Origin of the sequence: Pseudomonas sp. EA_15y_Pfl1_P101 (assembly GCF_963970835.1) — a bacterium.
GTDB classification, from domain to species: domain Bacteria; phylum Pseudomonadota; class Gammaproteobacteria; order Pseudomonadales; family Pseudomonadaceae; genus Aquipseudomonas; species Aquipseudomonas tritici.
This window is the reverse complement of the sequence record NZ_CAXAPA010000022.1, coordinates 22,587-47,166: the sequence shown is the minus strand read 5'-3', so window position 1 is coordinate 47,166 and position 24,580 is coordinate 22,587. Positions and strand designations below refer to the sequence as shown.

Annotated in this window: 15 protein-coding genes and 3 pseudogenes; 9 read left to right on the top strand and 9 right to left on the bottom strand. The window is 53.1% G+C overall.

Annotation, left to right across the window (positions count from 1 at the left end; all coding sequences use genetic code 11):
* The first annotated feature begins 63 nt into the window (after nt 1–63).
* Nucleotides 64–1,707 carry an acetolactate synthase large subunit gene (locus AACY36_RS26075; RefSeq protein WP_339420472.1) on the top strand — a complete coding sequence of 548 codons (1,644 nt, stop codon included), beginning with the start codon at nt 64–66 and terminating at the stop codon, nt 1,705–1,707.
* 202 nt (nt 1,708–1,909) lie between these two features.
* On the opposite strand, the gene AACY36_RS26070 is transcribed toward AACY36_RS26075, so the two are convergent.
* Together AACY36_RS26070 and AACY36_RS26065 are read right to left on the bottom strand one after the other, a co-directional pair.
* Complete coding sequence (locus tag AACY36_RS26070) at nt 1,910–3,031, bottom strand: mandelate racemase/muconate lactonizing enzyme family protein (protein ID WP_339420473.1); 1,122 nt, start codon at nt 3,029–3,031, stop codon at nt 1,910–1,912.
* Nucleotides 3,028–4,671 carry a BCCT family transporter gene (locus AACY36_RS26065; protein ID WP_339428417.1) on the bottom strand — a complete coding sequence of 548 codons (1,644 nt, stop codon included), beginning with the start codon at nt 4,669–4,671 and terminating at the stop codon, nt 3,028–3,030. Before AACY36_RS26065 ends, AACY36_RS26070 begins: the two co-directional genes overlap by 4 nt.
* Before the next feature lie 429 nt (nt 4,672–5,100).
* Here AACY36_RS26065 and AACY36_RS26060 point away from each other — a divergent pair, with 429 nt between their 5' ends.
* Nucleotides 5,101–6,015 (top strand): LysR family transcriptional regulator, encoded by a 915-nt coding sequence (locus tag AACY36_RS26060; RefSeq protein WP_339420475.1) that lies wholly within the window; start codon nt 5,101–5,103, stop codon nt 6,013–6,015.
* A gap of 75 nt (nt 6,016–6,090) precedes the next feature.
* Here the strand turns inward: AACY36_RS26060 and AACY36_RS26055 are convergent, their stop codons facing one another.
* Nucleotides 6,091–7,209, bottom strand: coding sequence for a mandelate racemase/muconate lactonizing enzyme family protein (locus AACY36_RS26055; protein ID WP_339420476.1), 1,119 nt, complete (start codon nt 7,207–7,209; stop codon nt 6,091–6,093).
* Between the two features lie 681 nt (nt 7,210–7,890).
* Between AACY36_RS26055 and AACY36_RS26050 the strand changes: the two genes are divergently transcribed.
* Nucleotides 7,891–9,099: an MFS transporter gene (locus AACY36_RS26050; RefSeq protein WP_339420477.1), complete on the top strand. Its 1,209-nt coding sequence runs from the start codon at nt 7,891–7,893 to the stop codon at nt 9,097–9,099.
* Between the two features lie 193 nt (nt 9,100–9,292).
* Here the strand turns inward: AACY36_RS26050 and AACY36_RS26045 are convergent, their stop codons facing one another.
* Entirely contained in the window at nt 9,293–10,927 is a 1,635-nt protein-coding gene (locus tag AACY36_RS26045) for a BCCT family transporter (protein ID WP_339420478.1), read from the bottom strand.
* A 168-nt stretch (nt 10,928–11,095) separates the two neighbouring features.
* Between AACY36_RS26045 and AACY36_RS26040 the strand changes: the two genes are divergently transcribed.
* Complete coding sequence (locus AACY36_RS26040; RefSeq protein ID WP_339420479.1) at nt 11,096–12,049, top strand: LysR substrate-binding domain-containing protein; 954 nt, start codon at nt 11,096–11,098, stop codon at nt 12,047–12,049.
* Here AACY36_RS26040 and AACY36_RS26035 read toward each other — a convergent pair.
* The 3 genes from AACY36_RS26035 to AACY36_RS26025 all read right to left on the bottom strand — a co-directional run bounded on the left by AACY36_RS26035 (nt 12,046) and on the right by AACY36_RS26025 (nt 15,850).
* A complete protein-coding gene (locus AACY36_RS26035) occupies nt 12,046–12,972 on the bottom strand; it encodes a LysR substrate-binding domain-containing protein (protein ID WP_339420480.1) in 927 nt (308 codons plus the stop codon). The genes AACY36_RS26040 and AACY36_RS26035 overlap by 4 nt on opposite strands.
* 165 nt (nt 12,973–13,137) lie before the next feature.
* Nucleotides 13,138–14,634: a CoA-acylating methylmalonate-semialdehyde dehydrogenase gene (locus tag AACY36_RS26030; protein ID WP_339420481.1), complete on the bottom strand. Its 1,497-nt coding sequence runs from the start codon at nt 14,632–14,634 to the stop codon at nt 13,138–13,140.
* Between the two features lie 58 nt (nt 14,635–14,692).
* On the bottom strand, nt 14,693–15,850 hold the full coding sequence (locus AACY36_RS26025) for an iron-containing alcohol dehydrogenase (protein WP_339420482.1): 1,158 nt from the start codon (nt 15,848–15,850) through the stop codon (nt 14,693–14,695).
* Between the two features lie 474 nt (nt 15,851–16,324).
* Between AACY36_RS26025 and AACY36_RS26020 the strand changes: the two genes are divergently transcribed.
* Nucleotides 16,325–18,838, top strand: coding sequence for a CoA transferase (locus AACY36_RS26020; RefSeq protein ID WP_339420483.1), 2,514 nt, complete (start codon nt 16,325–16,327; stop codon nt 18,836–18,838).
* 198 nt (nt 18,839–19,036) lie between these two features.
* Here AACY36_RS26020 and AACY36_RS26015 read toward each other — a convergent pair.
* Nucleotides 19,037–19,228, bottom strand: a pseudogene (locus AACY36_RS26015) (transposase domain-containing protein); the annotation flags it as partial.
* A 349-nt stretch (nt 19,229–19,577) separates the two neighbouring features.
* Between AACY36_RS26015 and tnpB the strand changes: the two are divergent.
* Nucleotides 19,578–19,979 (top strand): annotated as a pseudogene (gene tnpB, locus AACY36_RS26010) (IS66 family insertion sequence element accessory protein TnpB); the annotation flags it as partial.
* Nucleotides 19,980–20,109: 130 nt separating this feature from the next.
* Here tnpB and AACY36_RS26005 read toward each other — a convergent pair.
* Nucleotides 20,110–20,296 (bottom strand): annotated as a pseudogene (locus tag AACY36_RS26005) (helix-turn-helix domain-containing protein); the annotation flags it as partial.
* Between the two features lie 114 nt (nt 20,297–20,410).
* On the opposite strand from AACY36_RS26005, the gene betC reads away from it, so the two are divergent.
* The 3 genes from betC to AACY36_RS25990 all read left to right on the top strand — a co-directional run bounded on the left by betC (nt 20,411) and on the right by AACY36_RS25990 (nt 24,517).
* Nucleotides 20,411–21,925 carry a choline-sulfatase gene (gene betC / locus AACY36_RS26000; RefSeq protein WP_339420484.1) on the top strand — a complete coding sequence of 505 codons (1,515 nt, stop codon included), beginning with the start codon at nt 20,411–20,413 and terminating at the stop codon, nt 21,923–21,925.
* A 16-nt stretch (nt 21,926–21,941) separates the two neighbouring features.
* On the top strand, nt 21,942–22,862 hold the full coding sequence (gene choX / locus AACY36_RS25995) for a choline ABC transporter substrate-binding protein (RefSeq protein WP_339420485.1): 921 nt from the start codon (nt 21,942–21,944) through the stop codon (nt 22,860–22,862).
* Between the two features lie 86 nt (nt 22,863–22,948).
* Nucleotides 22,949–24,517, top strand: coding sequence for a SulP family inorganic anion transporter (locus AACY36_RS25990; protein WP_339420486.1), 1,569 nt, complete (start codon nt 22,949–22,951; stop codon nt 24,515–24,517).
* Nucleotides 24,518–24,580: the final 63 nt, after the last annotated feature.

Genomic DNA, 24,580 nt, shown 5'->3' with positions numbered 1-24,580 from the left:
GCTTTATCTAGCCATTTTGAATTGTAAATGCGCATAGCGCTCAATCGTAACTGAGGTAGAAAAATGGCCAAGGCCGCAGATGTCGTCGTGCAATGTCTGGAAAACGAAGGCGTGAAATACGTATTCGGCATTCCCGGTGAGGAAAATCTCGATCTGCTCGAATCTCTGCGTAAGTCACAGATCAAGCTGGTGCTGACGCGCCACGAGCAGTCCGCTGGCTTCATGGCTGCGACCTATGGCCGCCTGACTGGCAAGACCGGCGTAAGTCTGTCCACCCTAGGGCCCGGCGCGACCAACTTGGTAACCGCCGGCGCATACGCCTATCTGGGCGGTATGCCGATGCTCATGATCACCGGCCAAAAACCGATAAAAAAGTCCAAGCAGGGACGGTTCCAGATCATTGATGTCTGCGACATGATGACCCCCATCACCAAGTACACTCATCAGTTCGCATCGGCGGACAACATCCCGGCGCGCATGCGTGAGGCCTTTCGTCTTGCAGAAGAAGAAAAGCCTGGTGCTGTTCATCTTGAGCTGCCGGAAGACATTGCCGCTGAGCAAACCGACAGCACGCCGATCCCGTCGAGCATGCACCGCCGTCCGCTTGCCGAGCACAAGTCAGTCGTGGCCGCCGTCGAGAAACTGCAGAAGGCCCGCAGGCCCATCTTGGTGATCGGTGCAGGAGCAAACCGCAAGATGACGGCCAAGGTTCTGCAGCAGCTAATCGATAAGACAGGCATTCCGTTCGTCACGACTCAGTTGGGCAAAGGTGTGGTCGACGAGCGCCATCCGCGGTTCCTGGGTAACGCCGCTCTGTCGTCCGGTGACTTCGTGCATCGCTCGATTGAATCTGCTGACTTGATCATCAACATTGGCCACGACGTGATCGAGAAGCCACCGTTCCTCATGGTGCGTGGCGGTACAGAGGTTGTTCATATCAACTTCCGTTCAGCGGAAGTTGATGCGGTGTACTTCCCCCAGATCGAAGTGATCGGTGACATTGCCAATGCTGTGTGGCAAATCGGCGAGGCGCTGAGCGACACCGCGCATTGGGATTTCAGCCGGCTGCTGGAAATCCGTGATGCTAACGAAGAACAGATCGCTGAGGGAGGCGATGACAACCGTTTTCCGATCTACCCGCAGCGCTTGGTGGCTGACGTTCGCCGTGTACTGCCGTCCGACGGCATCGTTGCGCTGGACAACGGAATTTACAAAATCTGGTTCGCCCGCAACTACAAGGCGCACAAGCCGAACACCGTGCTCCTGGACAACGCGCTAGCGACCATGGGGGCTGGTTTACCGTCGGGTATGGCAGCACACCTTGTTCACCCTGATCGCCCGGTAATCTCGGTGTGTGGTGATGGCGGCTTCATGATGAACAGCCAGGAACTGGAGACAGCAGTACGCCTGGGTATGCATATCACCGTAGTGATCCTGCGTGACGATGGCTACGGCATGATTCGTTGGAAGCAGGCGAATATGGGCTTCACCGATTTCGGCCTGGATTACGGCAATCCGGACTTCGTCAAATACGCCGAAGCTTACGGTGCCAATGGCCATCGCGTGGAAAGTGCCGAAGGCCTGCTCCCGCTGCTGGAGCACTGCATCAAGACGCCGGGCGTGCATGTGATTGATTGCCCGGTCGACTACTCCGAGAACGACCGCATCCTGAACATAGAACTGCGTGAGCGGAGCGCAGCCATTTGAATCATTGCGAGCAGGCGGCATTCCGCCTAGAGACATAGATGGCATGTAAGGTCATACCTCGCTTGGGTCGGCAGCATGGATCACTGCCGACTTATCGTCGACTTTTCAATACAACAGGGCCTTTGAGCCCTTTTGTACTCGAAGCAAATTCAATATTCGGTCAGTCAAGGCTCGTCGGTAGTGCTGTTCATCACATTGCTACTCAGAACCTCACGCGATATCGATCAATGACTTCCTCATCCAGCTCCACACCTAAACCAGGCTTATCCGGGACGCGAACATAACCATTTTGCAGAGGTATCAGATTCTTCACTAAGTCGCGGAATAGCGGGCTATCGCTCTGAGAATACTCAATAAGTTCACCTGCTTCGCTGGCCGCCATGAAATGCACCGTGGCAGCCAACAAAATGCCAGTGCTGAAGCCATGAGGCACCAATTGTGCGCCGTATTGGCGTGCGAGCTCGTCGATATGACGCATCTCGCTGATGCCACCGCAGCGTGTGATATCAGGCTGCACGATCGCCGGGCGCGTCTCGGCCAGAAATGCTTTGAACTCATGACGAGTCGCTAGCCCCTCACCGCCAGAGACACGTATACCGCATTGTTGAGAAAGACGCAGCAGACCTTCAGAGTCATCAGATGGCAGGGGCTCTTCGATCCAATTCAGATTAAAGTCACGTAAGGCGTCGCATTGCGTCAATGCGTTTGCATAATTTCTCCAGCGTCCAACTAGATCGATCTGCAGTTTGACATCCTCTCCAATCTCCTCCCGGATTACCTTGAGCAAGGCTTTGTCCGCGCTCAGATCTTCACCAAAACCTCCGCCTCCGAGCTTGATGCTTTTTAGCCCCTGAGCCATTAGCTCTCGCACTATGTGGCGATTGGCGATCTCATCTGGTTTGGGGATAAAGGTGCCGTAGGCAGCTATGCGGTCACGGTGCTTTCCACCTAGCAGAGTGTGCACCGGGACACCGTAATGCTGACCAGCGATATCCCATAACGCGATGTCCAAAGCACTGATCGCGTGAATCGCTGCACCGCGTCGCCCTACGTATTCAGAACCCCGCACCATCTTCTTCCAGAGCCTGTCAATCTCCAGCGGATTTTCGCCGATCAATAGTTGGCGCAACCCTTGACAGGTTTCGTGAGAAGCGGGCATTTCGATCAATGCTTTTACTACGGAAGGGGAGCTATCGGTCTCACCGACTCCCACCAATCCGGTGTCGGTATGAATGCGCACGATCAACGCATCCTCGCCCCATTCGCAAGGTTCATTTAGTGGCGGTACGCGCAGCCAAATCGTCTCTATCTCAATGATTTTCATGTTGGAACTTCCACTGTCTTGACCTTAGGGATTTCCGCAAATGCTGGCACCTCCGATCCGAGTGCCAAGCGCTGAGCCTGCTCCTCAATCTGGTACCCAGGCATCGCGCTGTAGTCCTCGCGCAACCACTTGAACAGTCCCCAAATCTTCACCATTAAGATGCCTACAAATGGGATGGCGCTTAGGATCACTGCCGTTTTGAGTGTGCTCAGCGATGCGTTGATGTAAAGCATCGCCATCGGCAACGCGGCCAGCAGAACGCACCAAAACATCCGCAGGTTTGGAGAGGGATCGTCACCTTCTCGCAGATTTCGGGTGCTGGTCGCGGCGACGGTGTAAGCCACAGCATCGAGGTGAGAGGCGAGGAAAATCAGCATCAGAAGGAAGTACAGGGCAGAAAGTATTTTGCCAAACGGCAAGCTCGCCAGCAGAAGAGAAACAGCGGCTTCTCCGCCCACGCCATCGAGCATGGCCGGAGCATCAACCAGACCAGATACAAATTGGTGAATCGCGAAACTCTGCAGGCTACCAAAAAACATCCAGCAGCCACCGCAGCCACCGAGGATCATCGCAGCGACGACTTCCTTGATCTTGCGTCCCTTGGACACTCGGGTTACGAAGATTGCAACTCCTGGGGTGTAGGTGATCCAGTAAAGCCAATAGAACACTGTCCACCCACGGGAAAATTCACCGGTGCCATTGGGTTCGGTATACAAGCTCATGCGCACGAAATCGTGGAGGACGAGACCGATCGCGTTGACGGCGTTGTTGAGAGTGTACGTTGTAGGGCCGAGTAGCAGGACTATCAGGCCGAAAAGGAGCGTCATACCGCAAGCCATCTTGGCCAAGCGCTGCATTCCTGAGCTGATGCCGATGTACGAGCTCATGGAGAAGACTACGGTCACCAACAAAACCAGGCTGGCCTTCAACGCAAACCCGTCGTTGATACCAACCAGTTCAGAAATTCCTTTCGAGACGGTAGAGGTGGTCAACGTAGTGGTCAGAATCAGCCCACCAAAAGTCGCGAACAGAAACAGTAGGTCAACCATCCGTCCCACTGGGCCTTGAGCCTTTAGTCCGGTTATGGCTTCAAGGATGCCGGCGAGGCTCAGTCCTTTGTTCTTGCGTACATGAAAATGATAAGCCATCGCTAGCGAAGCGATGCCATAGATCGACCAAGGTGTGACACCCCAATGGAAGAAAGAGTAAGCGATGCTTAGATCGAGCGCTTCTTTGCTCGCGGCAGCGACGCCTAAACCGGGAGTAAGGTAGTAGTAAGCCCACTCCATGAAAGCCCAGTACATGGTGGCAGAACCTAGTCCTGCACAGATGAACATGAAGACCCAACTGGTGGTGGTGTATTCCGGTTTGCCTTCTCCTAGCCGGATATTTCCGTACTTGCTCAATGCCAGTCCTAGGATCAGGACAACACATGCGAATCCTGTGAACTGTACAACTGCCCCAAAGGTTGACGTTGCGGAGGTGAAGAGCTGACTTGCCAGCGCTTGGGCTTCAGTCGGATACATCATCAAACCGGTTGCAATGGTGGCAATCACGACGATGCTGATCAGAATCAGTATGAAGTCCTGAGTAGGGGCCTCAGATCCTGAGTCCTGATGGACGCGACTTTTAACCTGCATGGCGACCTCCTGACAAAAAAAGGGTACTCGCGGGGTGCATGTTACAAACAGCGGGGGGTAGCGTGTGCATGATGTTTTGACTCTTGTAATTATGTTGTTAGCCGGCACTCAAACGAGGCATTAAGCCCGTCCTCAGCAAGGTAGTCGCAATGTACGTCTCAGCCCTTTAACCGGGACAACGAAATTTTGTGATGGCTTAATTACAGGTTGTAATCAATTAACTTCATCTCATAATCTTACCGCTCAAGGCCATCTCACTGAGATGGTGTTCACCCCCAAAAAAAACGCCCGCCAGAGCAGAACTCGTGAGCGACGGGCGAGGGGCAGTGGAGTTATTGTGGATGCTAACTGCCGTGCGGATGTCATCATTGGTGACGCAGGTGCGAATCCTTGAACAGCGTCGATGTGCACTGAAGCAGGAATAAAAATATGACTATGACTCGATTGCCCCACCTGAATTTGCTCCAAGCTTTTAAAACAGTTGCCGATCAAAGAAGCTTTAGTCGCGCAGCTGAAACACTCCACTTGACGCAATCTGCGGTGAGTCAGCAAGTTGTGAAACTGGAAGAGGTTGTTGGCGTTCCTCTTTTCGTTCGCTCAACTCGAAGTACCGAACTCACAGAAGATGGGGCTCAGTTACTGATTGAAATTTCTTCGCCTTTGACGAGCCTTATTCAGGCCTTCGAAAAATTCTCCAGGCCTAACAAGATTCCAGTGCTGCATTTCGAATGTGAACCTGTGTTGAGTTCTATCTGGATAACGCCCAGGCTTAAGTCTTTTACGGAATGTTTTGGAGCCATTTATTTTCAGCAAAGGCTGACAACACAGAATCTGGAATTTTCACCCGACACCCAGTTCGCTATCAAATGGGGAACAGGTAAGCGTCCGGGTTACGTCTCCGAATATCTGCTTGGGCTGAATTACATTCCCATGTGTTCACCTGCGTTGATTGAAGGGCGAGACAGACTCACCTCACCGAGCCAGTTGAACTCACTGCCGCTTCTCCATGATCGAGACAGAGGCGACTGGACAACCTGGCTCAAAGTTTTTGATATTGAGGACGTAAATCCGAACGAAGGGCATGTGGTCAACGATGCCAACGTGTTAATGCACATGGCGATCGAAGGGCATGGAGTGGCATTGTGCGCGATGGAGCTTTGTGAGAAGCCGTTGAAGGAGGGGGTTCTGGTGTTACCGTTTCCTGAGATGAGCATGCCTCACAACATGGCCTACTATATCCTCACTCGCGCGACACCTCCACCCAGCGCGAGGGCGATTCAGTTCATCGAATGGCTGAAGTCCGAGGTCAAAAAATACCGAGGTGGCACTGAAGATACGATCTGAGCGATTCATGCAGGGAAAGCTGGGAGAGAAAGCCCGCGATCCGTTCGTGCGGGCTTTACATACTGGCCGGAGTACTCAGCCTACGAACATGGCGTACGTAGTGGCACGGATTTCCTCCCAATCAATTTCGAGCCCGAGGCCGTATCCATCGGGAGCAGTGACTAATCCTGATGTATTGGCTCGGATTGGGTTATGCGTTGCAAACTCAAAGAGCTCGTACTCACATGCCTGCTCAAAAAAATTGCAGTTTGGCTGGCTGAGCATCAAGTGAAGGTTTGCCGCTTGCGCCAGTGAGTGGCCCCAGCTCTGAAGCTCTACCTGGACTCCACGCGCAGCGGCTTTGCGCATAATGGCTTGAGCGGGAGTAATGCCTCCGCAAGTCATGACATCAACCCTTACGCGCGACCAGCAATTTTCACGCATACCAAATTCAACTAGGAAGGGGTCAGTGATAGCATTGCCCGCAGGCAAAACAGGCACAGCCAAGTCTCTCGAAAGTGTCCTATAACCACTCAGGTCGTAATCATCCAATGGAGCCTCAAACCACTCATACTTTAGCTCGCTTAATACCTGACCTACATCCATGGCGCCAGCCAAGTCGTAGCGTTGCTCAACATCGAGCATCAAGGCCAAGCCTTTATCACCGTGAGCTCGGTGTACAAGATTGATCATTTTCAGGTCTTTCTCTGGCTGGCACCAACAATGGAATTTAAGCGCCTGGAAACCCTGTTCAACCCACTGGCTCACATAGTCGACATACGCCTCTGGCGATGCTAGAACAGGTGTACTGGCATAGGCTGGAATCGAAGTCCGTGACGCCCCCAATAGTTGATAGAGGGGCTTTTCCGCCGCTTTCGCTGCCAAGTCCCACAGAGCAACATCGATCAGCGCCAGGGCCTGAGCGGATCGAGCATAAGCTTTTGGCTTTAGGTGACTCCATAGGGCCACGCGATCCAGAGCTGATTTGCCAATCACTTCGGGAATCATGTCCTTGAGCGTTTCAAGCAAGACCGTATCAACGCAGTGCGTGGTGTAGGAATCGGTTGCAGCGAAGCCCACGAAGCCGTCAGTGGTGTGAACGCGCACGAAGGTGTGTGTCGTGAATGGATCAGGTTGTTCTGGTGTCCAGGTCGAACCAGGTTGGTTAGGACGACAAACATAAACTTCAATTTTTGAAACAGTGAGACGGTTCATGCCTTATACCTTACGCAACTTTGTTAAATGAAAATGAGCTTTCGGGGATTCATTTTGAAAAGCAGCCAAGTACAAGCGTGATAAAATCGTCATCCCTGCACATATCTGAACGTCTAGTCTTGCTCTTGATGTCAGTTTTTTAGTTGCTAAACTAAAATGCAAAGAAGTTATCCTTGCGATTGATTGCGAGCTTTTGTTCGAGCAAGCGTGTGTCGCTGGCAGCTTCAAAATGTTCAAGTTTAGTCCCCAGTTAGTATTAATTATGTGGGTGACGCTGGTTGCGGGTTGCTTTCAAGAATCTAATGATTTGAGCCAAGTTGTGGAATCAATATTTTGTGATCCGTTTATTAGTGTGGCTTATTAGTGGTCAAGTCGCTGCACCATTCGTAGCTTATCCGAGACTAAGCCGTGTCAGCCCGCACTGGCTGGCAGTGAGCGCTTAGTTTTGCTTTGGTGTATCTATAAGTAAAACGGTGCATGAGGCCATACTTTTATTGTAGGTGGGGCGTTTATTTCCAGTGATAGCATGTCGAACTATCACCTCAGGTCGCTGAAGCGCACGAATTAAAAATTATGACTGCAGGCCAAATGTGTATTTGGCGCGAATGCTTAATATTTAGTTATTAAATTGTTGCAGGCGGCGGGGTGTTGGTTTTTATAAAACTAAAGCTGGAGTGAGTGATGGTATTTAATTTCTCGCATTATAAGTGGTTGTTGATAGGTAGTGCGTTTATTCTCGCGTTGTCATTAGGGGTCAGGCACGGATTTGGATTATTCCTGGCCCCCATGTCCCTATCGTTTGGGTGGGGAAGGGAGATTTTTGCACTCGCGATTGCGTTTCAGAACCTAATTTGGGGTATCGCCCAGCCTTTCAGTGGGGCGTTGGCCGATCGATATGGAGCGGGCAAGGTAATCGCTGGTGGCGGGTTTCTGTACGCCTGTGGGCTAGTTCTTATGAGTACCGCGACCAGTTCATCTATGCTGCTGATGAGTGCTGGCGTTCTGGTGGGTATTGGCCTGTCAGGCACTACTTTCTCAGTAATTCTAGGGGTAATAGGAAGAGCATTGCCGATTCAGAGTCGCAGCATGGGAATGGGGTTAGCTAGTGCCGCTGGCTCACTTGGGCAATTTGTCATGCTTCCCGGCACTCTTGAGTTAATCCAGCAATTTGGGTGGCAGTCTGCATTAATCATCCTGGCAGGCTTGGTCGCTTTGATTCTGCCGCTGGTAGGAATGCTTAAAGACCGACCGCTTGTTAGGACGGCAGATACCCAAACTGCCGGCCAAGCGTTGCAAGAGTGCGTGGCCCATCGAGGGTTCATCCTGCTGTCAGCAGGCTTTTTCGTATGCGGGTTTCAGGTGGTTTTCATTGGAATACACTTGCCCTCCTATATCATTGATCAACACCTTGATGTCGGAACTGGCACGGCGGCCTTGGCCCTTATCGGCTTATTCAATATCTTCGGAACCTATACCGCAGGGATTTTCGGCGCTCGATATTCGAAGCCGAGGTTGCTAACGATGTTGTATGCATTAAGGGCAATCGTTATTGCCTGCTTTATTGCAGTGCCAGTGACTAAGCTTTCAGTTTATTGTTTCTCAATTGCTATAGGCTTTTTGTGGCTCTCTACCGTGCCTCTTACCAATGGAACCATCGCTTCAGTTTTTGGTGTGAGAAATCTGTCCATGCTCGGGGGCATCGTCTATTTCTTCCACCAGGTTGGCGCTTTCTTCGGTGGATGGCTCGGAGGGCTTGTATATGACCGCACCGGCAGCTACGACCTCGTCTGGTACATCTCGATCGTGTTGAGCGTTATAGCAACTGTATTACATTGGCCAATTACTGAGTCTCCGGTCGAACGAAGGCCTAGGGCGGGGGAGGTATGTTGAGGTGCGAATGGTTTGGCTAACGATCGTGTTGCTTGCGGTGATGCTTATCATCAGCTGGCAGGGATACCTGCATATGGGCTTGGCTGGATTACAGTTGGGGGCTGTTTGCTAGATAAAATTTACATGTGTCAGCAAGGTTGACGCGTTGGCTGCGCGGAGATCCAAGCAGCCAACTTTTCAAGTCTTGGAGATTCTAGACCAAAGTTTCCATTGCTGGAGCGTGTTGTGTCGAGCGAGGAAAAATTGGCGTTTGTGGGTGTGCTTTTGTCAGTGCACGCCCTTGTGCCACGATGGCCTCAGCAGACATATGTGAATAGTCTTCTTTCAACCATCTCATCAGCCCCCAAATTTTCACCGCCAGGACTGCGATAAATGGAATGGCAGTGAGAATGACCGCTGTTTTCAGGGTGCTCAGCGGAGCGTTGATATAGAGCATGGAAAGCGGCAGCGCAGCGAGTAATAAACACCAGAACAGGCGAAGGTTAGGTGTTGGATCATCGCCTTCTTTCAGGTTTTTGGTGCTAGTCGCAGCCACTGTATACGCCACTGCATCGAGGTGCGATGCAAGGAAAATAAGCATCAGAAGGAGGTACACGACAGATAGCACATTACCCATTGGCAAGGAGTGTAGGAGCATCGAAACCGCAGCTTCGCCGCCTGCACCACTGAGCATTGCGGGAGCGTCAACAACGCCAGTGATGAACTGGTGAATAGCGAAACTCTGCAGGCTACCGAAGAAGAACCAGCATCCACCGCAACCACCTAAGACCATTGCCATGATCACTTCCCGTATGGTTCTGCCACGTGAAATACGAGTGACAAAGATTGCCATCCCAGGCGTGTAGGTGATCCAGTAAAGCCAATAGAAGGCCGTCCAACTACGAGCAAAATCACTCCCGCCTACAGGGTCGGTATGCAAGCTCATTTGCACGAAATTCTGTAATGCAATGCCCGCCGCATTTGTGAAGTTGTTGATGATGAATTCGGTCGGGCCGAGAAACAGGACGATTAATCCAAACCCCAGCGTCATACCGCAAGCGACCTTCGCCAAATGCTGCATGCCAGAGGAGATGCCGATGTAGGAGCTCAGTGAAAAGACCATCGTGACCATGATGACAATCGAAGCTTTGAGCCCGAAACCATCAGTGATGCCGGTGAGGTCAGCGATCCCTTTCGCAACAGTAGATGTGGTAAGCGTAGTTGTCAGGACTAGCCCGCCAAACGTGGAGAACAAGAATATCAAATCAATTACACGACCCACCGGCCCGCGTGCCTTAAACCCCGTCATAGACTCAACAACGGCTGCCAAGCTCAAGCCTTTGTTGCGTCGTACGTGAAAGTGATAGGCCATGGCCAGCGAGGCGATTCCGTAGATCGACCATGGCGTAACGCCCCAGTGAAAAAAGGAATATGCGATGCTGTACTCTAGGGCTTGCTGAGTCGACCCGGTAATCCCAAGTCCCGGAGTTAGATAATAGTAAGACCATTCCATGAATGCCCAATACATGGTGGCTGAGCCTAGCCCGGCACAAATAAACATGAATATCCAGCTCACATTCTTGTACTCGGGAAGTCCATCGCCAAGCTTGATGCTTCCGTACTTGGTCATGGCCAGACCAATAATAAGAACGACGCAAACAAAGCCAACAATTTGGACGATGGATCCAAATGTCATTGTTGCCGCTGAAAACAGTTGATCTGCGGAGGCCTTGGCTTGATCTGGATAGGCTGTTAGAAAAATAACGGCTGTGGAGACAATGGCCAAACAGGTTAAGATGAGTGTCCAGTCGATAGAAGGGCGGGATGTTTCGATAATTTCAGGCTTCATGGCGACCTCCTGAAAGTGTGTGGCGGACACGAAGCGAGGGAGATAGAATTCTCATTTCTGAAGACCTGCTATTATGATTATTGGTAGACCTTAGCCATAGGGCTAAGCGCAATATAAACAGTTTAGTTGTCAACACTGAATCGCGTTTTGTTAATGAGATTATAAGAAATGCTTATCAATGGCCCAGTCTCACAGTCTGTTTCAACGCGACTCCCGCATTTCACTCTATTGTTGGCATTCAAAACGGTCGCAGAGCAAGGCAGCTTCACGCATGCCGCTAAAATTTTGCACCTCTCTCAGTCTGCGATCAGTCAAAAAATAGTAAAGCTGGAGGAGGCGTTGAATGCTCAATTACTAATTCGCACCACTCGTTCAGTGACGCTTACGGCTGCGGGTAAAGATCTGCTAAATGAGACAAGCGGCCCTTTTGAAGAGCTGGTGAAAGCATTTGATCGCTGCGCGCGAAAGCAAGGTCGGTTGGCCTTGCATATAGAAGCGGAACCTGTTTTAAGTGCATTCTGGCTGACGCCGAGATTGCGCAAATTCACAAATAACTACCCTGGCTTAGATATTCAGCAAACGCTGACATCGAAGCGCGTTGAATTTTCGGGAGACATCGATTTAGCAATAAAATGGGGCAAGGCTGACTGGTCGGGATTTCGTGCGGATTATCTGTTAGGTTTGAATTACGTTCCTGTTTGTTCACCTGCGTTGCTTGAATGTGAAAATCCTTTAATCGACCCGCTCAACTTGATCCACCATCCATTGCTTCATGATCGTAGCGTTGACGATTGGATTAATTGGGGGCGAACCTACCCAGGCGTCCCAATCAAAATTGAAGGGGGGCATCTAGTCAGTGACTCCAACGTGCTGACAGAGCTTGCGATTGAAGGTTTGGGCGTTGCTCTGTGTGGCTTGGAGCTTATCCAGAGACCTCTAAAGAATGGTGATTTAATCATTCCATTTCCTGAGATGAAGATGCGACACCCAATGGGTTACTACCTTTTGACGAGGAAATCCGATCGTTTGAGTGATGTGGCCCAGCAATTTGTCGCTTGGTTAAAGGAGGAGGCCCGCCTCACCGAAGGCGCAGAAGACCGGCTTGGGGAGGAATCCACTTAGCCATCTAATAACTGGGTGGATTCCTTTTTTGAAAGACCGGCTTCCTTAAGTAACCAGTCTATAAATGCTTGGGATTGAGGGCTGGCATATTGATGTTCTGGAAGGACAGCGTAGAACGCTTCGGAGGTGGGTACACGTTGAGTGAACGGAGCGACGAGTTTGCCTTCAGTCAGCAGCGTAGCTACAAGTGATGTTCGTCCTAATGCAAAACCGTGTCCGAGAACAGCCATTTCCAACGCTGTTATAAGCGTGTCAAATTGCATCCCTTTCGAAGGTGGAACGCAGGAAATTCCTGTTTGCTTTAGCCAATAACCCCATCCTTCTTCATATCCGATGACATGGAGTAGTCCATGTTCTGCTAGTATTTTCTCTATATTGAAGTCTAAGTTAGGATCAGTAATTATTAGCTTGGGGCTGCATACTGGAATAAGCTCATCCCACGTCAGTCTGTATGACTTATAGCCCGGCCAATTTCCTTTGCCGTATCGAATATCAATATCCACTTCTTTATCCTGCTCCTCCAGCCAGATGTTACTGCTGAAATGCAGGTTTACTGAAGGATAAACGCTGGTAAACCGTTCTAGTCTCGCAGCTAGCCAAGTCGTAAAGAAAACAAGGTTCACCCTGGTGGTAATGACCTTTGCACGTCCTTCGCCAAAAATTTCATCGGTGGCAGCAGCAAGACGTTCGATAGCTTCATGAACTGCAGGCATATAAGCGCGCCCCGCTTCGGTCAATTCTAGTCGGCGCGCTAGACGCTTGAAAAGCGTCATTCCAAGTTGTGACTCCAAACCTTTAATCTGTTGGCTGATAGCAGCCTGTGTCAAGTTTAGTTCTTCGGCAGCTAAGGTGAAATTTAAGTGGCGTGCAGAGGCCTCGAACGAGCGCAGCCAATTCAGCGGAGGAAGGCGTTTTTTATTCACTTATAGATCGCTCTTCATATAGCATTGTTGAGCGGGTGATGGTTATCGCCATCGCCCGCTCAATAATAGTATGTAGCGTCTATAGATGTAAATGATCATATGAGGCGATAGCGTGAACGCCTCGGGGCATGAAAACTTGAGGGTTTACATGCCCATTCGGGGCCGTTATTTCAATGTAGGCATTGAGAATGAGGCTCCTTCACGAACACCTGCCGATGGCCAGCGCTGGGTGATCATTTTGCGACGGGTATAAAACCGCACGCCATCCGGGCCATAAGCATGGAGGTCGCCGAACAGAGAGCGCTTCCAACCGCCGAAACTGTGATACGCAACTGGTACCGGCAATGGGACGTTTACGCCCACCATACCCACTTTGATGTTGTCGGTGAAGTAACGCGCTGCCTCGCCGTCGCGCGTGAAAATACACGTCCCATTGCCGTATTCATGGTTATCAATGAGATTCATCGCTTCCTGCATTGAGTCGACCTGAATCACCTGAAGCACCGGCCCGAAGATCTCCTCCTGGTAGCTCTGCATCGTCGGTTTTACGCCATCGATCAGGGTGCCACCCACAAAGAAGCCGCTCTCGTATCCCGCGACTTCAGCATTTCGACCATCTACGATGATCCGGGCACCGTCGGCCTCCGCACTGTCGATGTACCCGACAACCTTATCCTTGTGCTGACGGGTGATAACGGGGCCAAAGTCGTTGCTGGCATCTGAATAGGCGCCGACTTTAAGCGCAGCCATGGCGGTGCGCATCTTTTCAACAAGGGCTTGTGCGGTACCTGCTCCTACTGCAACGGCAACCGACAGTGCCATGCAGCGTTCGCCGGATGAGCCGAAAGCTGCCCCTAAGAGCTGGTTCACCGCGTTATCCATGTCCGCATCCGGCATTACGATTGCGTGGTTTTTCGCCCCGCCCAATGCTTGGCAACGTTTCCCATTCGCGGTAGCGAGCTTGTAGATGTATTCGGCAATTGGCGTTGAGCCTACGAAACTTACTGCCTCAATCCGCGAGTCGTTTAACAGAGTGTCAACAGCTTCTTTATCCCCGTTGACTACGTTCATGACACCGTTTGGAAGACCTGCTTCCTGCAGCATCTGAGCGATGAACAAGGTCGAGCTTGGATCGCGTTCGGATGGTTTGAGGATAAAGCAATTCCCGCAGACAATTGCCATCGGGAACATCCAGAGCGGCACCATCACTGGGAAGTTGAATGGGGTGATGCCAGCCACCACACCCAGCGGCTGGAACTCGCTCCAGCAATCGATGTCAGGGCCTACGTTTTTGCTGTGTTCTCCTTTCAAAAACTCAGGAGCACCGCAAGCGTACTCGACGTTTTCGATGCCGCGCTGCAATTCCCCCATGGCGTCGTGCGAAATCTTGCCGTGCTCTTCGCCAATGAGTTGGCAAATTTTCGCAGCATTCTGCTCCAGGAGTTCCTTGAAGCGGAACATGACGCGAGCCCGCTTGATAGGAGGGGTATTGCGCCAGGCAGGGAAGGCTGCCTGAGCTGCGGAGATGGCTTGTTCAACAGTCACCTTGGAGGCCAGCGCCACGCGCTTGGTAACTTGTCCAGTCGCAGGGTTGAATACATCCTGAAAACGCTGTCCAGCGTCCAGGCGCTCGCCACTAATGAGGTGTCCTACAGTTTCCATTTCATGTTTCCTGATTATTGTAATGTTGGATAACAGCGTTTAACGGTATGGCGTTCAACTACCAAAGCTTGCGATAGAGCTCAGCCATTTGGTCGGTGGTCGGGACGCGAGGGTTATTCCCCGGCGATCCAGAGGCCAAGGCCTGCTGTGCCATGGTTTCGATCTTGTCCATGAACTGCGCTTTATCAATTCCAAACTCTGCCGGGCTGGGGACGTTCAAATCCTCATTGATTGCTTTGAGCTCGCGCAGCAGCTTTTCGTTGGCCGTGGCATCGCTGTCCTGGAGGGTGGCCAAGCCCATTGCGCGAGCACATTCGGCATAGCGCTCAGGTGCTGCAGGGATCGAAAATTCGGTCACGGCCGGCAGCAGCATCGCGTTGGACAATCCGTGGGGAACATGGAAAAAAGCGCCAATAGGGCGGCTCATGCCATGCACTAAAGCTACTGATGCGTTGGAGAAGGCCATCCCCGCGAGCGTTGAGCCGAGCATCATCGCTTCACGTGCCTTCTTATCGGCTCCGGTGCGATAGACGGTTCGAAGATTGGGCCCGATTAATCGCATCGCAGCCAGAGCCTGAGTGTCGCTGTAAGCATTTGCCTTTTTACTGACGTATGCCTCCATGGCGTGGGTGAGGGCGTCAATGCCTGTGTCAGCCGTGATGCGTCCTGGGAGGCTCAGCGTCAGCGTATAATCGATCAGGGCGGCAACTGGCATAAAGGCCAATCCCACACAAAGCATTTTCTCGTCAGTCGACTCATCAGTGATGATTGTGAATCGGGTGACTTCGGAGCCAGTGCCCGCCGTGGTCGGGACGGCAATCAGCGGCAGTCCCGCTTCGTTTACGATTCGTGGGAACTTGTAATCACGCATTTGGCCGCCGTGCTTGGCAAGCACACCGATAGCCTTCGCACTGTCGATAGGGCTGCCGCCACCCAGCGCAATGATGCAGTCAAAGTCGCCTTCTCCGGCGTAGCGCACACCTGCACTGATCGATGCGACAGTGGGCTCGGGAACGGTGTCATCGAATACGTCAGCATGGATGCCGGTAGAGGAGAGCACTTCTACGATTCTGGCGGCATAGCCCAGCTTGACCATCATCTTGTCGGTCACTACGAGGGGCTTGCGAAGATTTAGGCTTGCTAGAACTGCCGTAATTTCTTCACAAGCATTTTCGCCGATGGACATCAGGCGAGGCAGAACTACTGGGGTAGCCATAAATGCTCCTGTTTTATTTATCTGGTGGAGTAAAAGACACCGTCTCTGCGCAATAGCCGCATAGATTATTTGGGCATGGCTGCCGGCATGAATTGTTTCGACCTCAGGTGGGTCGTGATTGATTCTCGGGTGTGAGAATAAGTTTGTGAAGCAATAAAATGTCAGCCTGACTCCCTGTTTTTTTTATGGGTCGAGGGCGGCTTGCGAGAGGTTTGCTGTTGTTTATTTCAAGAGATCGCCTGCAGTCATAATAAAAATTGACCCTCAGGGCTAATTTATATTGCTGGATTGGTTGTTGTGAGATTTCTAATATCGGTATTACACGGTGGGGAGATACCAAAAAAAGTTGTCGAGAGTTTTTGTCGTCAAATCAGGTGTCAGTAGTTACTGATATTGCTTTTCGTCCACTGCCATGACTCTACAACTAGGTCATTAGACCTAATCTAAAACTGCCTCTAAGAAGGATAAAACGAAATGAAGCAGACTAATCCATTGCCGCTTGCCGGCGTTCGCGTAGTCGATTTCGGTCAGCAGATCGCTGGCCCCGCCGTAGCAATGATCTTGGCGGATCTCGGCGCGACAGTGGTGCACATCGACCCTCCTGAGGGCCCTCAGTGGGAAAACCCGGCGAACGCTGTGCTTAATCGCAACAAAAGCTGTATCCGTCTTGACCTCAAGACCGCTGCCGGTCTGGCGCAGGCGAATGATCTGATTGCTCAAGCTGACATTGTCCTGGAAAGCTTCCGTCCGGACGTAATGAAAAATCTGGGCATCGACTTTAAAGAGCTGCGCGCCAGCCGCCCGGAGCTGATCACACTCTCAATCCCAGGCTTTGCCAGCAACGACACGCTGCGTCGGGAATGGAAAGCTACAGAGGCTGTTGTTGCCGCGACTGCGGGCGCATTCACTGACATGGGCTTCAACCGTGTTTTGCTGGGTCTTAACCCGAGCTTCTCACCACTGCCTCTGGGTTCTGCGTACGCTACCACTCTGGCTGCTAGCGCAGTCGCACTCGCTCTTCAAGCTCGTGAACGTACCGGCCATGGTGATGAGATCGAGGTGCCAGTGGTTGCCGCGTTGATGGAAGGACTGTCCTATAACTCCTACGTAATCGACGGTCTGCCTGAGCGCTATAAGACGATGCGAGAGCTTGAAATTGAGCATCGCAAGGCCAACAACATTCCAATGAATCTCAGCTACGAGGATTTGCAGGAGTATCTCGATCCTTTCTACCGCACCTATTTGTGTGCAGACGACCGGATGTTTTACTGCGTATGCCCGTCGCACCGTAACCATGCCAAGCGTGCGTTGAAAGTTCTCGGCATCTACGATGAACTCGTGGCGGATGGTCTACCCGAAGTATCCGATCTGCATTCACCCATCAGTGAGTGGGATGGCGAGACGTCGATTGGCGTATACCCTCTGCCAAAGAAGTGGGCAGACCATATCTCGGCGAAGATGAAGAAAGCGTTCCTCAGCAAAACTTCGGAAGAGTGGGGTCAGATTTTCGGTGAGAACAAGATTCCAGGGGCGCCGCACCGTACCACCCAAGAATGGGTCAATCATGAGCACACCAATACTGCTGGTCTGATCGTTGAGGTTGAAGATCCTGAATACGGCCTGATGAAACAGCCTGGGCCGATCGTGTGGCTTGAAGAGTTCGCAGGCGAAATGGTTAAGCCTCGTCCTCGCAAGAACGTATCTTTCGAACAGGCAGTGGTCGAGCTTAAAGAAGCTGCCGCTCAATATCCGGCTACCTACCCAATAGGTAGTGCAACCAAGTCCGAGGTTGGAAAGGGCTGGTTGGATGGGCTGCGGATCCTTGACCTGACCAACGTTATTGCTGGCCCGCACTCAACTGCGTTTCTCGCGCGCTTCGGTGCCGAAGTCATCAAGCTCGACCCGGTTAAGCCTCTTTATGATCCACTGATTGGCACTCTGTTTACCTTCCAGACAGGCATGGGCAAACAGAGCGCTCTGGTTGATATTCTCAGTCCAGAAGGCCGTGGCGCTTTCAACCGCCTGGTTTGCTCAGTGGATATAGTGGTCATCAATGCTCCAGAGCGTCAGTTGAAAGAGCTGGGACTGGATAAGGAGAGCCTGCGTATCGTCAACCCCAACGTCCTGTTCTGTCGCCTCGATTGTTTAGGTGGGCCGCTGCCAGGGCCGAAGTCCAACTTCATTGGTTATGACGATATCATTCAGGCCCACAGCGGCATTATGAGTCGCTTCGGTGGCCCACAAACGCCAGAAGAGCACGCTCACCTAGGCACCTTGGACGTCAACTGTGGTTTCGCTGCCGGCTTGGGTATGGCTGTGCAACTCTACCATCGGATCAAAACCGGTAATGTCACCCGTTCGCGCACCTCCCTCTCGGCTGTTACTAACCTCGCGCAAATCTCGTTTGCCTATGACTATGCGGGGCGGGGCGCCTTCAACGAGCCCTCGGGTCGCAATGTGCTGGGCTATAATGCTCTGTCGCATTTCTACCAGACGAGTGATGGTTGGCTGTATCTGGACAGCAAGCCAGCAGAAATCGAGATGCTGGAAAAAATCGAAGGGCTGGAAGGCATCGGTAAAGTCTCAGATGTCTCGGCCTTCTTGAAGGAGGCATTCCTGACTGCTCCAGCTGCATACTGGGCTGACCTCCTGCACGAGGCGGATATCGCTGCCGCAGTACCGAATTCAATCGAGCAGCTCCGTGAGCAATACACCCGAGAAGGGGACAACACCGTTGGTATCCACAACGGCAGCTTCGCATTCTCGATTCACCGTAACCACCCAAGCGGCCACTGCCTGACACAGATCGATCACTACGCAATACGCCCAGTGAATTCAAAAATCTCGGCGGTATCTCTCCCTGAGCGCTGGGGGCATTCAACCAAAGACGTGCTTGCCAGCATCGGGTACTCTCAGGCGGAAGTCGATGATTTCGTCCGTCGGGGTATTGCTAGCCTTGGATGGGCGGAGGAGTTTCTGCCAAGCTAATCAATCATCCACGCGCTCGTAATTGCATCAATTTATGGCCATGTGTCCACGCCCACATGGCCTTTTTTGCGTGAAGTAGTACGCGCTCAAGCTCGGCATCGGGGAACACGGGAAATGCTCTAATTGCAAAAATACAGGCGCTGAAAATTACCATAGAGCTTATCGAGTGTGCGCGTCCGGGCACCCCGCCTTGCGCAACTAAACCGGTCGCCACCTATGGGGCAGTAGCTCCGCAATCCCACTTATCCACTGCGTCGGTAGGCGCGTGAGGGCGTCCTTAAAATAAGCATATGGATCATGCCCGTTAAGTCGCTCCGACGGGATCAAACTGATGACCGCCGCTGCCCGTTTTCCGCTGCGCAGTGATCTTGCGAAGAGCCAGTTCTTGCGCGAGCCATGAATACCTGCTGAAGAGAGTGCGTGCCGGCGACAGGATTGGCACGCTTATATGGGGCGACGATTTCACAAGTGAACGCGAAGAGATCCTCAGCTTTCGGTAAGCGTCTGGCCAAGTCACCTTCAAAACTCCAGCATTAAGGGCGATGGTGTCCGCGTATTTTGATCTGACCCCGAAATGTTGGACACCATTTCTAACCTTTTAAGCGGATGCTCAGGCCACTGGAGCGCCGTTCCTATTTCCAGTCTTTCAAGCCCAGGTTATCGCCGGGTGCGCGCGGGCTGACGCCTCGATTGCCAATTTCGCTCTTGCCCACAACCTCAGTGCAAACCTTGTCCATAGATGGATTCGGGTGCATGCGCAGAAAAACCTGACACTGCACACGGCCTTTATTCCGGTCAAGGCATTCTCTTCGACAGCGGCCCCTCATATTCTTCCGGCCGCGAATCGATTCGAAGTGCCTCATTCAAGAGGCGTAGTCGTGGCGAGTTGGCCAGCAGAAAATTCAGCGGCATGCTCCGCTTTTCTGCTAGATCTGCTGCGATTATTCGCATCGACACCATCTGGCTCGCCATCGAACCCGTGGAGATACGCGCCGGCACTGAAGCCGCTCTTGCGCTAGTTGTTGCGGTGTTCAGTGCGGCGAAGCCGCACTGTGCTTATCTGTTCGCCAACCGCCGCGCCAATCGCATGAAAGTGTTGGTCTACGACGGCGTGGGGATTTGGGTTGCAGGCCGGCGCATGAATTTAAGGAAGCATCTTTTGGCCAAGGGCGCGGCACGGCTCTGGAGCCGAGTTCGATGCAGAACAACTTCAACGAAGTTCTGCACAGCTGCTTGCACCCGCTGGAAAGTATCGCCCCGGATTCTGTTTATTCAATGCTGCGATAGATCCGATCAAACAACACCGTCCCATTGATTTTCTAAACGTTTCATCTGTTGTCTGATGGCCGGTTGCGTGGTGCTGAGTGCCACCGCAGCGGAGGTAAAACTACTCTGCCTAGCTGCGGCCTCAAACGCCCTCGGTAATTCTGAAGATAAATTAGCAAGAGTGGCATACATAAGCACTGCTTATCCCAGTCATTGCTGTGTATGGGCTTTACCGCTAGCTTTATGGTCTTCATGCTCGATTGCAGCACTCTCGCATAAATATTCACTATGGAATGCCGCAATCACATGAAGCGCAAAAATATTCTTTTCATCATGGCCGATCAGATGGCCGCGCCAATGTTGCCGTTCTACGGTTCCTCGCCCATCAAACTGCCCAATCTGAGTCGCCTCGCCGCGGAAGGCGTGGTGTTCGATGCCGCGTACTGCAACAGCCCGCTGTGCGCCCCGTCGCGGTTTACCCTGGTCAGCGGTCAGTTGCCGAGCAAGATTGGTGGCTATGACAACGCGGCCGATTTCCCCGCCGATGTACCGACGTACGCCCACCACTTGCGTCGCCTCGGTTACCGCACGGCATTGTCCGGCAAGATGCACTTTTGCGGCCCAGACCAGTTGCACGGTTATGAGGAGCGCCTGACGAGCGATATCTACCCCGCCGACTATGGCTGGTCGGTGAACTGGGATGAACCGGACGTGCGTCCTACTTGGTTCCACAACATGTCGTCGGTGCTGCAAGCCGGGCCGTGTGTGCGTACCAATCAACTGGATTTTGATGAAGAGGTGGTGTTCAAGGCCCAGCAATATCTGTTCGACCACATCCGCGAAGACGGCGACCAGCCGTTCTGCCTCACGGTGTCGATGACACACCCCCACGATCCGTACACCATCCCCAAAGCGTTCTGGGATATGTACGACGATGCCGACATTCCATTGCCTGAAACCCCGGCGCAGTCCGAACTTGATCCGCATTCTCAAAGGTTACTGAAAGTGTATGACCTGTGGGACAAACCATTGCCAGTTGATAAGATCCGCGATGCGCGCCGGGCCTACTTCGGTGCATGCAGCTATATCGACAGTAACGTCGGCAAACTCCTGCAAACCCTCGAAGATACGGGGCTGATCGACGACACTATCATCGTGTTCTCTGGCGACCACGGTGACATGCTTGGTGAGCGTGGGCTCTGGTACAAAATGCATTGGTTCGAGATGGCTGCGCGAGTACCTCTGCTGATCAGTGCGCCCGGGCAATTCGGCGCCGGCCGGGTCAGCGCAGCAGTCTCCACCGCCGATCTGCTGCCGACCTTCGTCGAGTTGGCTGGCGGTTCGTTGGAACCAGGTTTGCCTCTGGACGGGCGCTCGCTGGTTTCGCACCTGCAAGGGCAGGGCGGCCACGACGAAGTATTTGGCGAATACATGGCTGAGGGCACTATTAGCCCGCTGATGATGATTCGCCGCGGCGCTTACAAATTTATCTACAGCGAAGACGACCCTTGCCTACTCTTTGATGTGCGCAACGATCCGCGGGAGCAGGAAGAACTCAGTCAGTCACCGCAACACCGGTCGCTGTTCGAGGAGTTTGTGGCCGAAGCGCGTGCCAAATGGAATATTCCGTTGATACACCAGCAGGTGCTCGCCAGCCAGCGTCGTCGGCGTTTCGTCGCCGAAGCGTTGACCATCGGCAAGTTGAAGAGCTGGGATCACCAGCCGCTGGTCGACGCCAGTCAACAGTACATGCGCAACCATATCGACCTGGATGATCTGGAGCGCAAAGCACGTTATCCACAGCCCTGCCAAAACCAATAATGTTAAGGGGAAGTCAATGCAAAAGTTTTCTAAAGTCCTGACAGTTGGGCTACTCGCGCTGGGCAGTGCCACGGCGTTCGCCGAGCAACGCTGCGACACCGTGAAGATGGCCGACCCTGGCTGGAGCGACATTGCCGCGACCAACGCCATTACCGGTTTTTTGCTGGACGGCATGGGATACGAGGCTAAGGTCAGCACCCTGGCGGTGCCGATCATCTATGGCGGGCTCAAGGATGGTCAGGTTGACGTTTTTCTGGGTAACTGGATGCCAGCGCAACAGGGCTTTTACGACAAGTTCGTGGCCACTGGCGATGTCACTCAATTGGTAAAAAACCTCGAAGGCACCGAGTTCACTCTTGCCGTCCCGGATTACGTCTGGGACGCCGGTGTGCGTGACTTTACCGACTTGAACAAGCATGCCGACGAGTTCCAGAAGAAGATTTATGGCATTGGCTCGGGCGCTCCGGCCAATATCTCCTTGCAGGAAATGATTAAGAAGAACGACTTTGATATGGGTCAATGGAAGCTCGTTGAGTCCAGTGAGCAGGCGATGCTGGCCGAAGTGTCCCGCGCGGTGAAAAAGAAGAAGTTCGTGACCTTCCTCGGCTGGACACCGCACCCGATGAACGTGCAGTTGAAAATGCATTATCTGAAGGGTGGCGAGAAATACTTCGGTGACACGGGCAGCGTCTACACCCTGACCCGCAACGGATATGCACAGGCCTGCCCGAACGTTGGCAAACTGCTGACCAACCTGAGCTTCACCCAGGACATGGAGAACAGCATCATGGCGGAGGTGGCGAACAAGAAGATCAGCAATGCCGTCGCGGCCATGGAATGGATCAAGGCCAATCCAGCGGTGCTGGATAAATGGCTGGATGGCGTGAAGACCGTGGATGGGAAGGACGCGTTGCCGGCCGTAAAAGCGAAGTTGTAAGGGTTGTATGTGGCGAGGGAGCAAGCTTCTCGCCACGATAATCGCGCCGTCCTGATACCCTTACGCAGACCCACCCGAGAGGATCCATGGCCTTCCCCAGCCTCCATTCACTTTTCCCGTTCCTGACCTGGCTGCCGCGGCAAACCCGCGCCAGCGTCTGCCGAGACCTGATCGTCGGCCTCAGCGGTGCAATTCTGGCCTTGCCGCAATCCGTTGCCTATGCCCTGATTGCCGGACTTCCACCAGAGTATGGCTTGTACGCCGCGATCGTCCCGGTGCTGATTGCCTGCCTGTGGGGATCGTCCTGGCATCTGATCTGCGGCCCTACGGCGGCCATCTCCATTGTCCTGTACGCCAGCGTCAGTCCCCTGGCCGTTCCCGCGTCAGAAGACTACGTCATGCTGATACTGTTGCTGACGCTGCTCGCCGGTATCTTCCAGTGGCTATTGGGGTTACTGCGTTTTGGTGCCTTGGTGAATTTCGTCTCACACTCGGTGGTGTTGGGTTTCACTCTTGGCGCGGCCGTGGTGATTGCCATCGGTCAACTGCCGAACCTGCTGGGACTCGACGTGACCAACGAGGCGACAGCGATGAGCAGCTTCCTGATGCTGTTCAAGCACCTGGGCGAAGTGGATAAACCCTCCCTCACGTTGGGGCTGGGGACGGTAGCGGTGGGCGTGATCCTGAAATTGTTGCTGCGCCGCTGGCCGACCCTGTTGATCACCCTGATCCTGAGCGAGCTGCTGGTCTGGCTCTGGCCAGCCATGTTCGGTCATGTGAAGCTTGTCAGCGCGTTCGTAGGACGCCTGCCTCCCTTCAGTCCATTGCCACTGGATACGGACTTGATCCTGCGCCTGCTGTCCAGCGCTGTAGCGGTCGGGATGCTCGGTCTGGTGACAAGCCTGTCGATTGCCCGTTCCTTGTCAGCCTGTTCACAGCAGCTGCTCGATGCCAATCAGGAAGTCCGCGCCCAGGGGTTATCGAACATGGTGGGGGCGTTCTTTTCCGGCTCTCTGTCAGCCGGTTCCTTTACCCGTTCGGGCCTGAGCTACGAGGCGGGCGCCTGCTCGCCGCTGGCCGGGGGTTTTTCGGCGTTGTGGGTGGCGCTGTTTGCCATTTTCGGCGCGAAGGTGATCGCGCATATCCCCATCCCGGCCATGGCCGGCAGCATTCTGTTGATCGCCTGGGGTCTGGTGGACACTCGCGGGATTGGGGCGCTGTGGCGGGTCAGCCGCGCGGAGTTTGGGGTGATGGCGCTGACCTGTGTCGCCACGCTGCTGCTGGAACTGCAGACGGCGATCTACGCCGGCGTTTTGGCTTCGCTGTTTTTTTACCTCAAGCGCACTTCCCAGCCGCGGGTGAAGCACTGGCGCGACGGGGATGAAGACATTCTGCAAGTCGGCGGATCGATCTTTTTCGGCGCCAGCCATTACCTGCAGTTGCGCCTGCAACGGATGCACGGCGTACGTTTAGTGATCGAGGCGCAGCAAATCAACTTCATCGACTATTCAGGTGTGGAGATGCTGCACCAGGAAGCGCGGCGACTGTTGCAGCAGGATCGCAGCCTTACCCTGCGCGGGGCGAGACCACCGGTGGTGGAGGAGTTGAGAAAACTGGAAGGGGCGGAGAAATGCCCAATCCGGTTTGAAGACTGATCACGAGGTCGGTGCCGTTTCCATCGCGGGCAAGAACCCAGTGTGGGAAATGCTTTGGCGATG

Coding starts and splice junctions, on each gene's coding strand:
- betC (WP_339420484.1), top strand. CDS start 20,411: ATGAAGCGCAAAAATATTCTTTTCATCATGGCCGATCAGATGGCCGCG.
- AACY36_RS25990 (WP_339420486.1), top strand. CDS start 22,949: ATGGCCTTCCCCAGCCTCCATTCACTTTTCCCGTTCCTGACCTGGCTG.
- AACY36_RS26045 (WP_339420478.1), bottom strand. CDS start 10,927: ATGAAGCCTGAAATTATCGAAACATCCCGCCCTTCTATCGACTGGACA.
- choX (WP_339420485.1), top strand. CDS start 21,942: ATGCAAAAGTTTTCTAAAGTCCTGACAGTTGGGCTACTCGCGCTGGGC.
- AACY36_RS26030 (WP_339420481.1), bottom strand. CDS start 14,634: ATGGAAACTGTAGGACACCTCATTAGTGGCGAGCGCCTGGACGCTGGA.
- AACY36_RS26055 (WP_339420476.1), bottom strand. CDS start 7,209: ATGAACCGTCTCACTGTTTCAAAAATTGAAGTTTATGTTTGTCGTCCT.
- AACY36_RS26075 (WP_339420472.1), top strand. CDS start 64: ATGGCCAAGGCCGCAGATGTCGTCGTGCAATGTCTGGAAAACGAAGGC.
- AACY36_RS26065 (WP_339428417.1), bottom strand. CDS start 4,671: ATGCAGGTTAAAAGTCGCGTCCATCAGGACTCAGGATCTGAGGCCCCT.
- AACY36_RS26040 (WP_339420479.1), top strand. CDS start 11,096: ATGCTTATCAATGGCCCAGTCTCACAGTCTGTTTCAACGCGACTCCCG.
- AACY36_RS26025 (WP_339420482.1), bottom strand. CDS start 15,850: ATGGCTACCCCAGTAGTTCTGCCTCGCCTGATGTCCATCGGCGAAAAT.
- AACY36_RS26060 (WP_339420475.1), top strand. CDS start 5,101: ATGACTATGACTCGATTGCCCCACCTGAATTTGCTCCAAGCTTTTAAA.
- AACY36_RS26070 (WP_339420473.1), bottom strand. CDS start 3,031: ATGAAAATCATTGAGATAGAGACGATTTGGCTGCGCGTACCGCCACTA.
- AACY36_RS26020 (WP_339420483.1), top strand. CDS start 16,325: ATGAAGCAGACTAATCCATTGCCGCTTGCCGGCGTTCGCGTAGTCGAT.
- AACY36_RS26050 (WP_339420477.1), top strand. CDS start 7,891: ATGGTATTTAATTTCTCGCATTATAAGTGGTTGTTGATAGGTAGTGCG.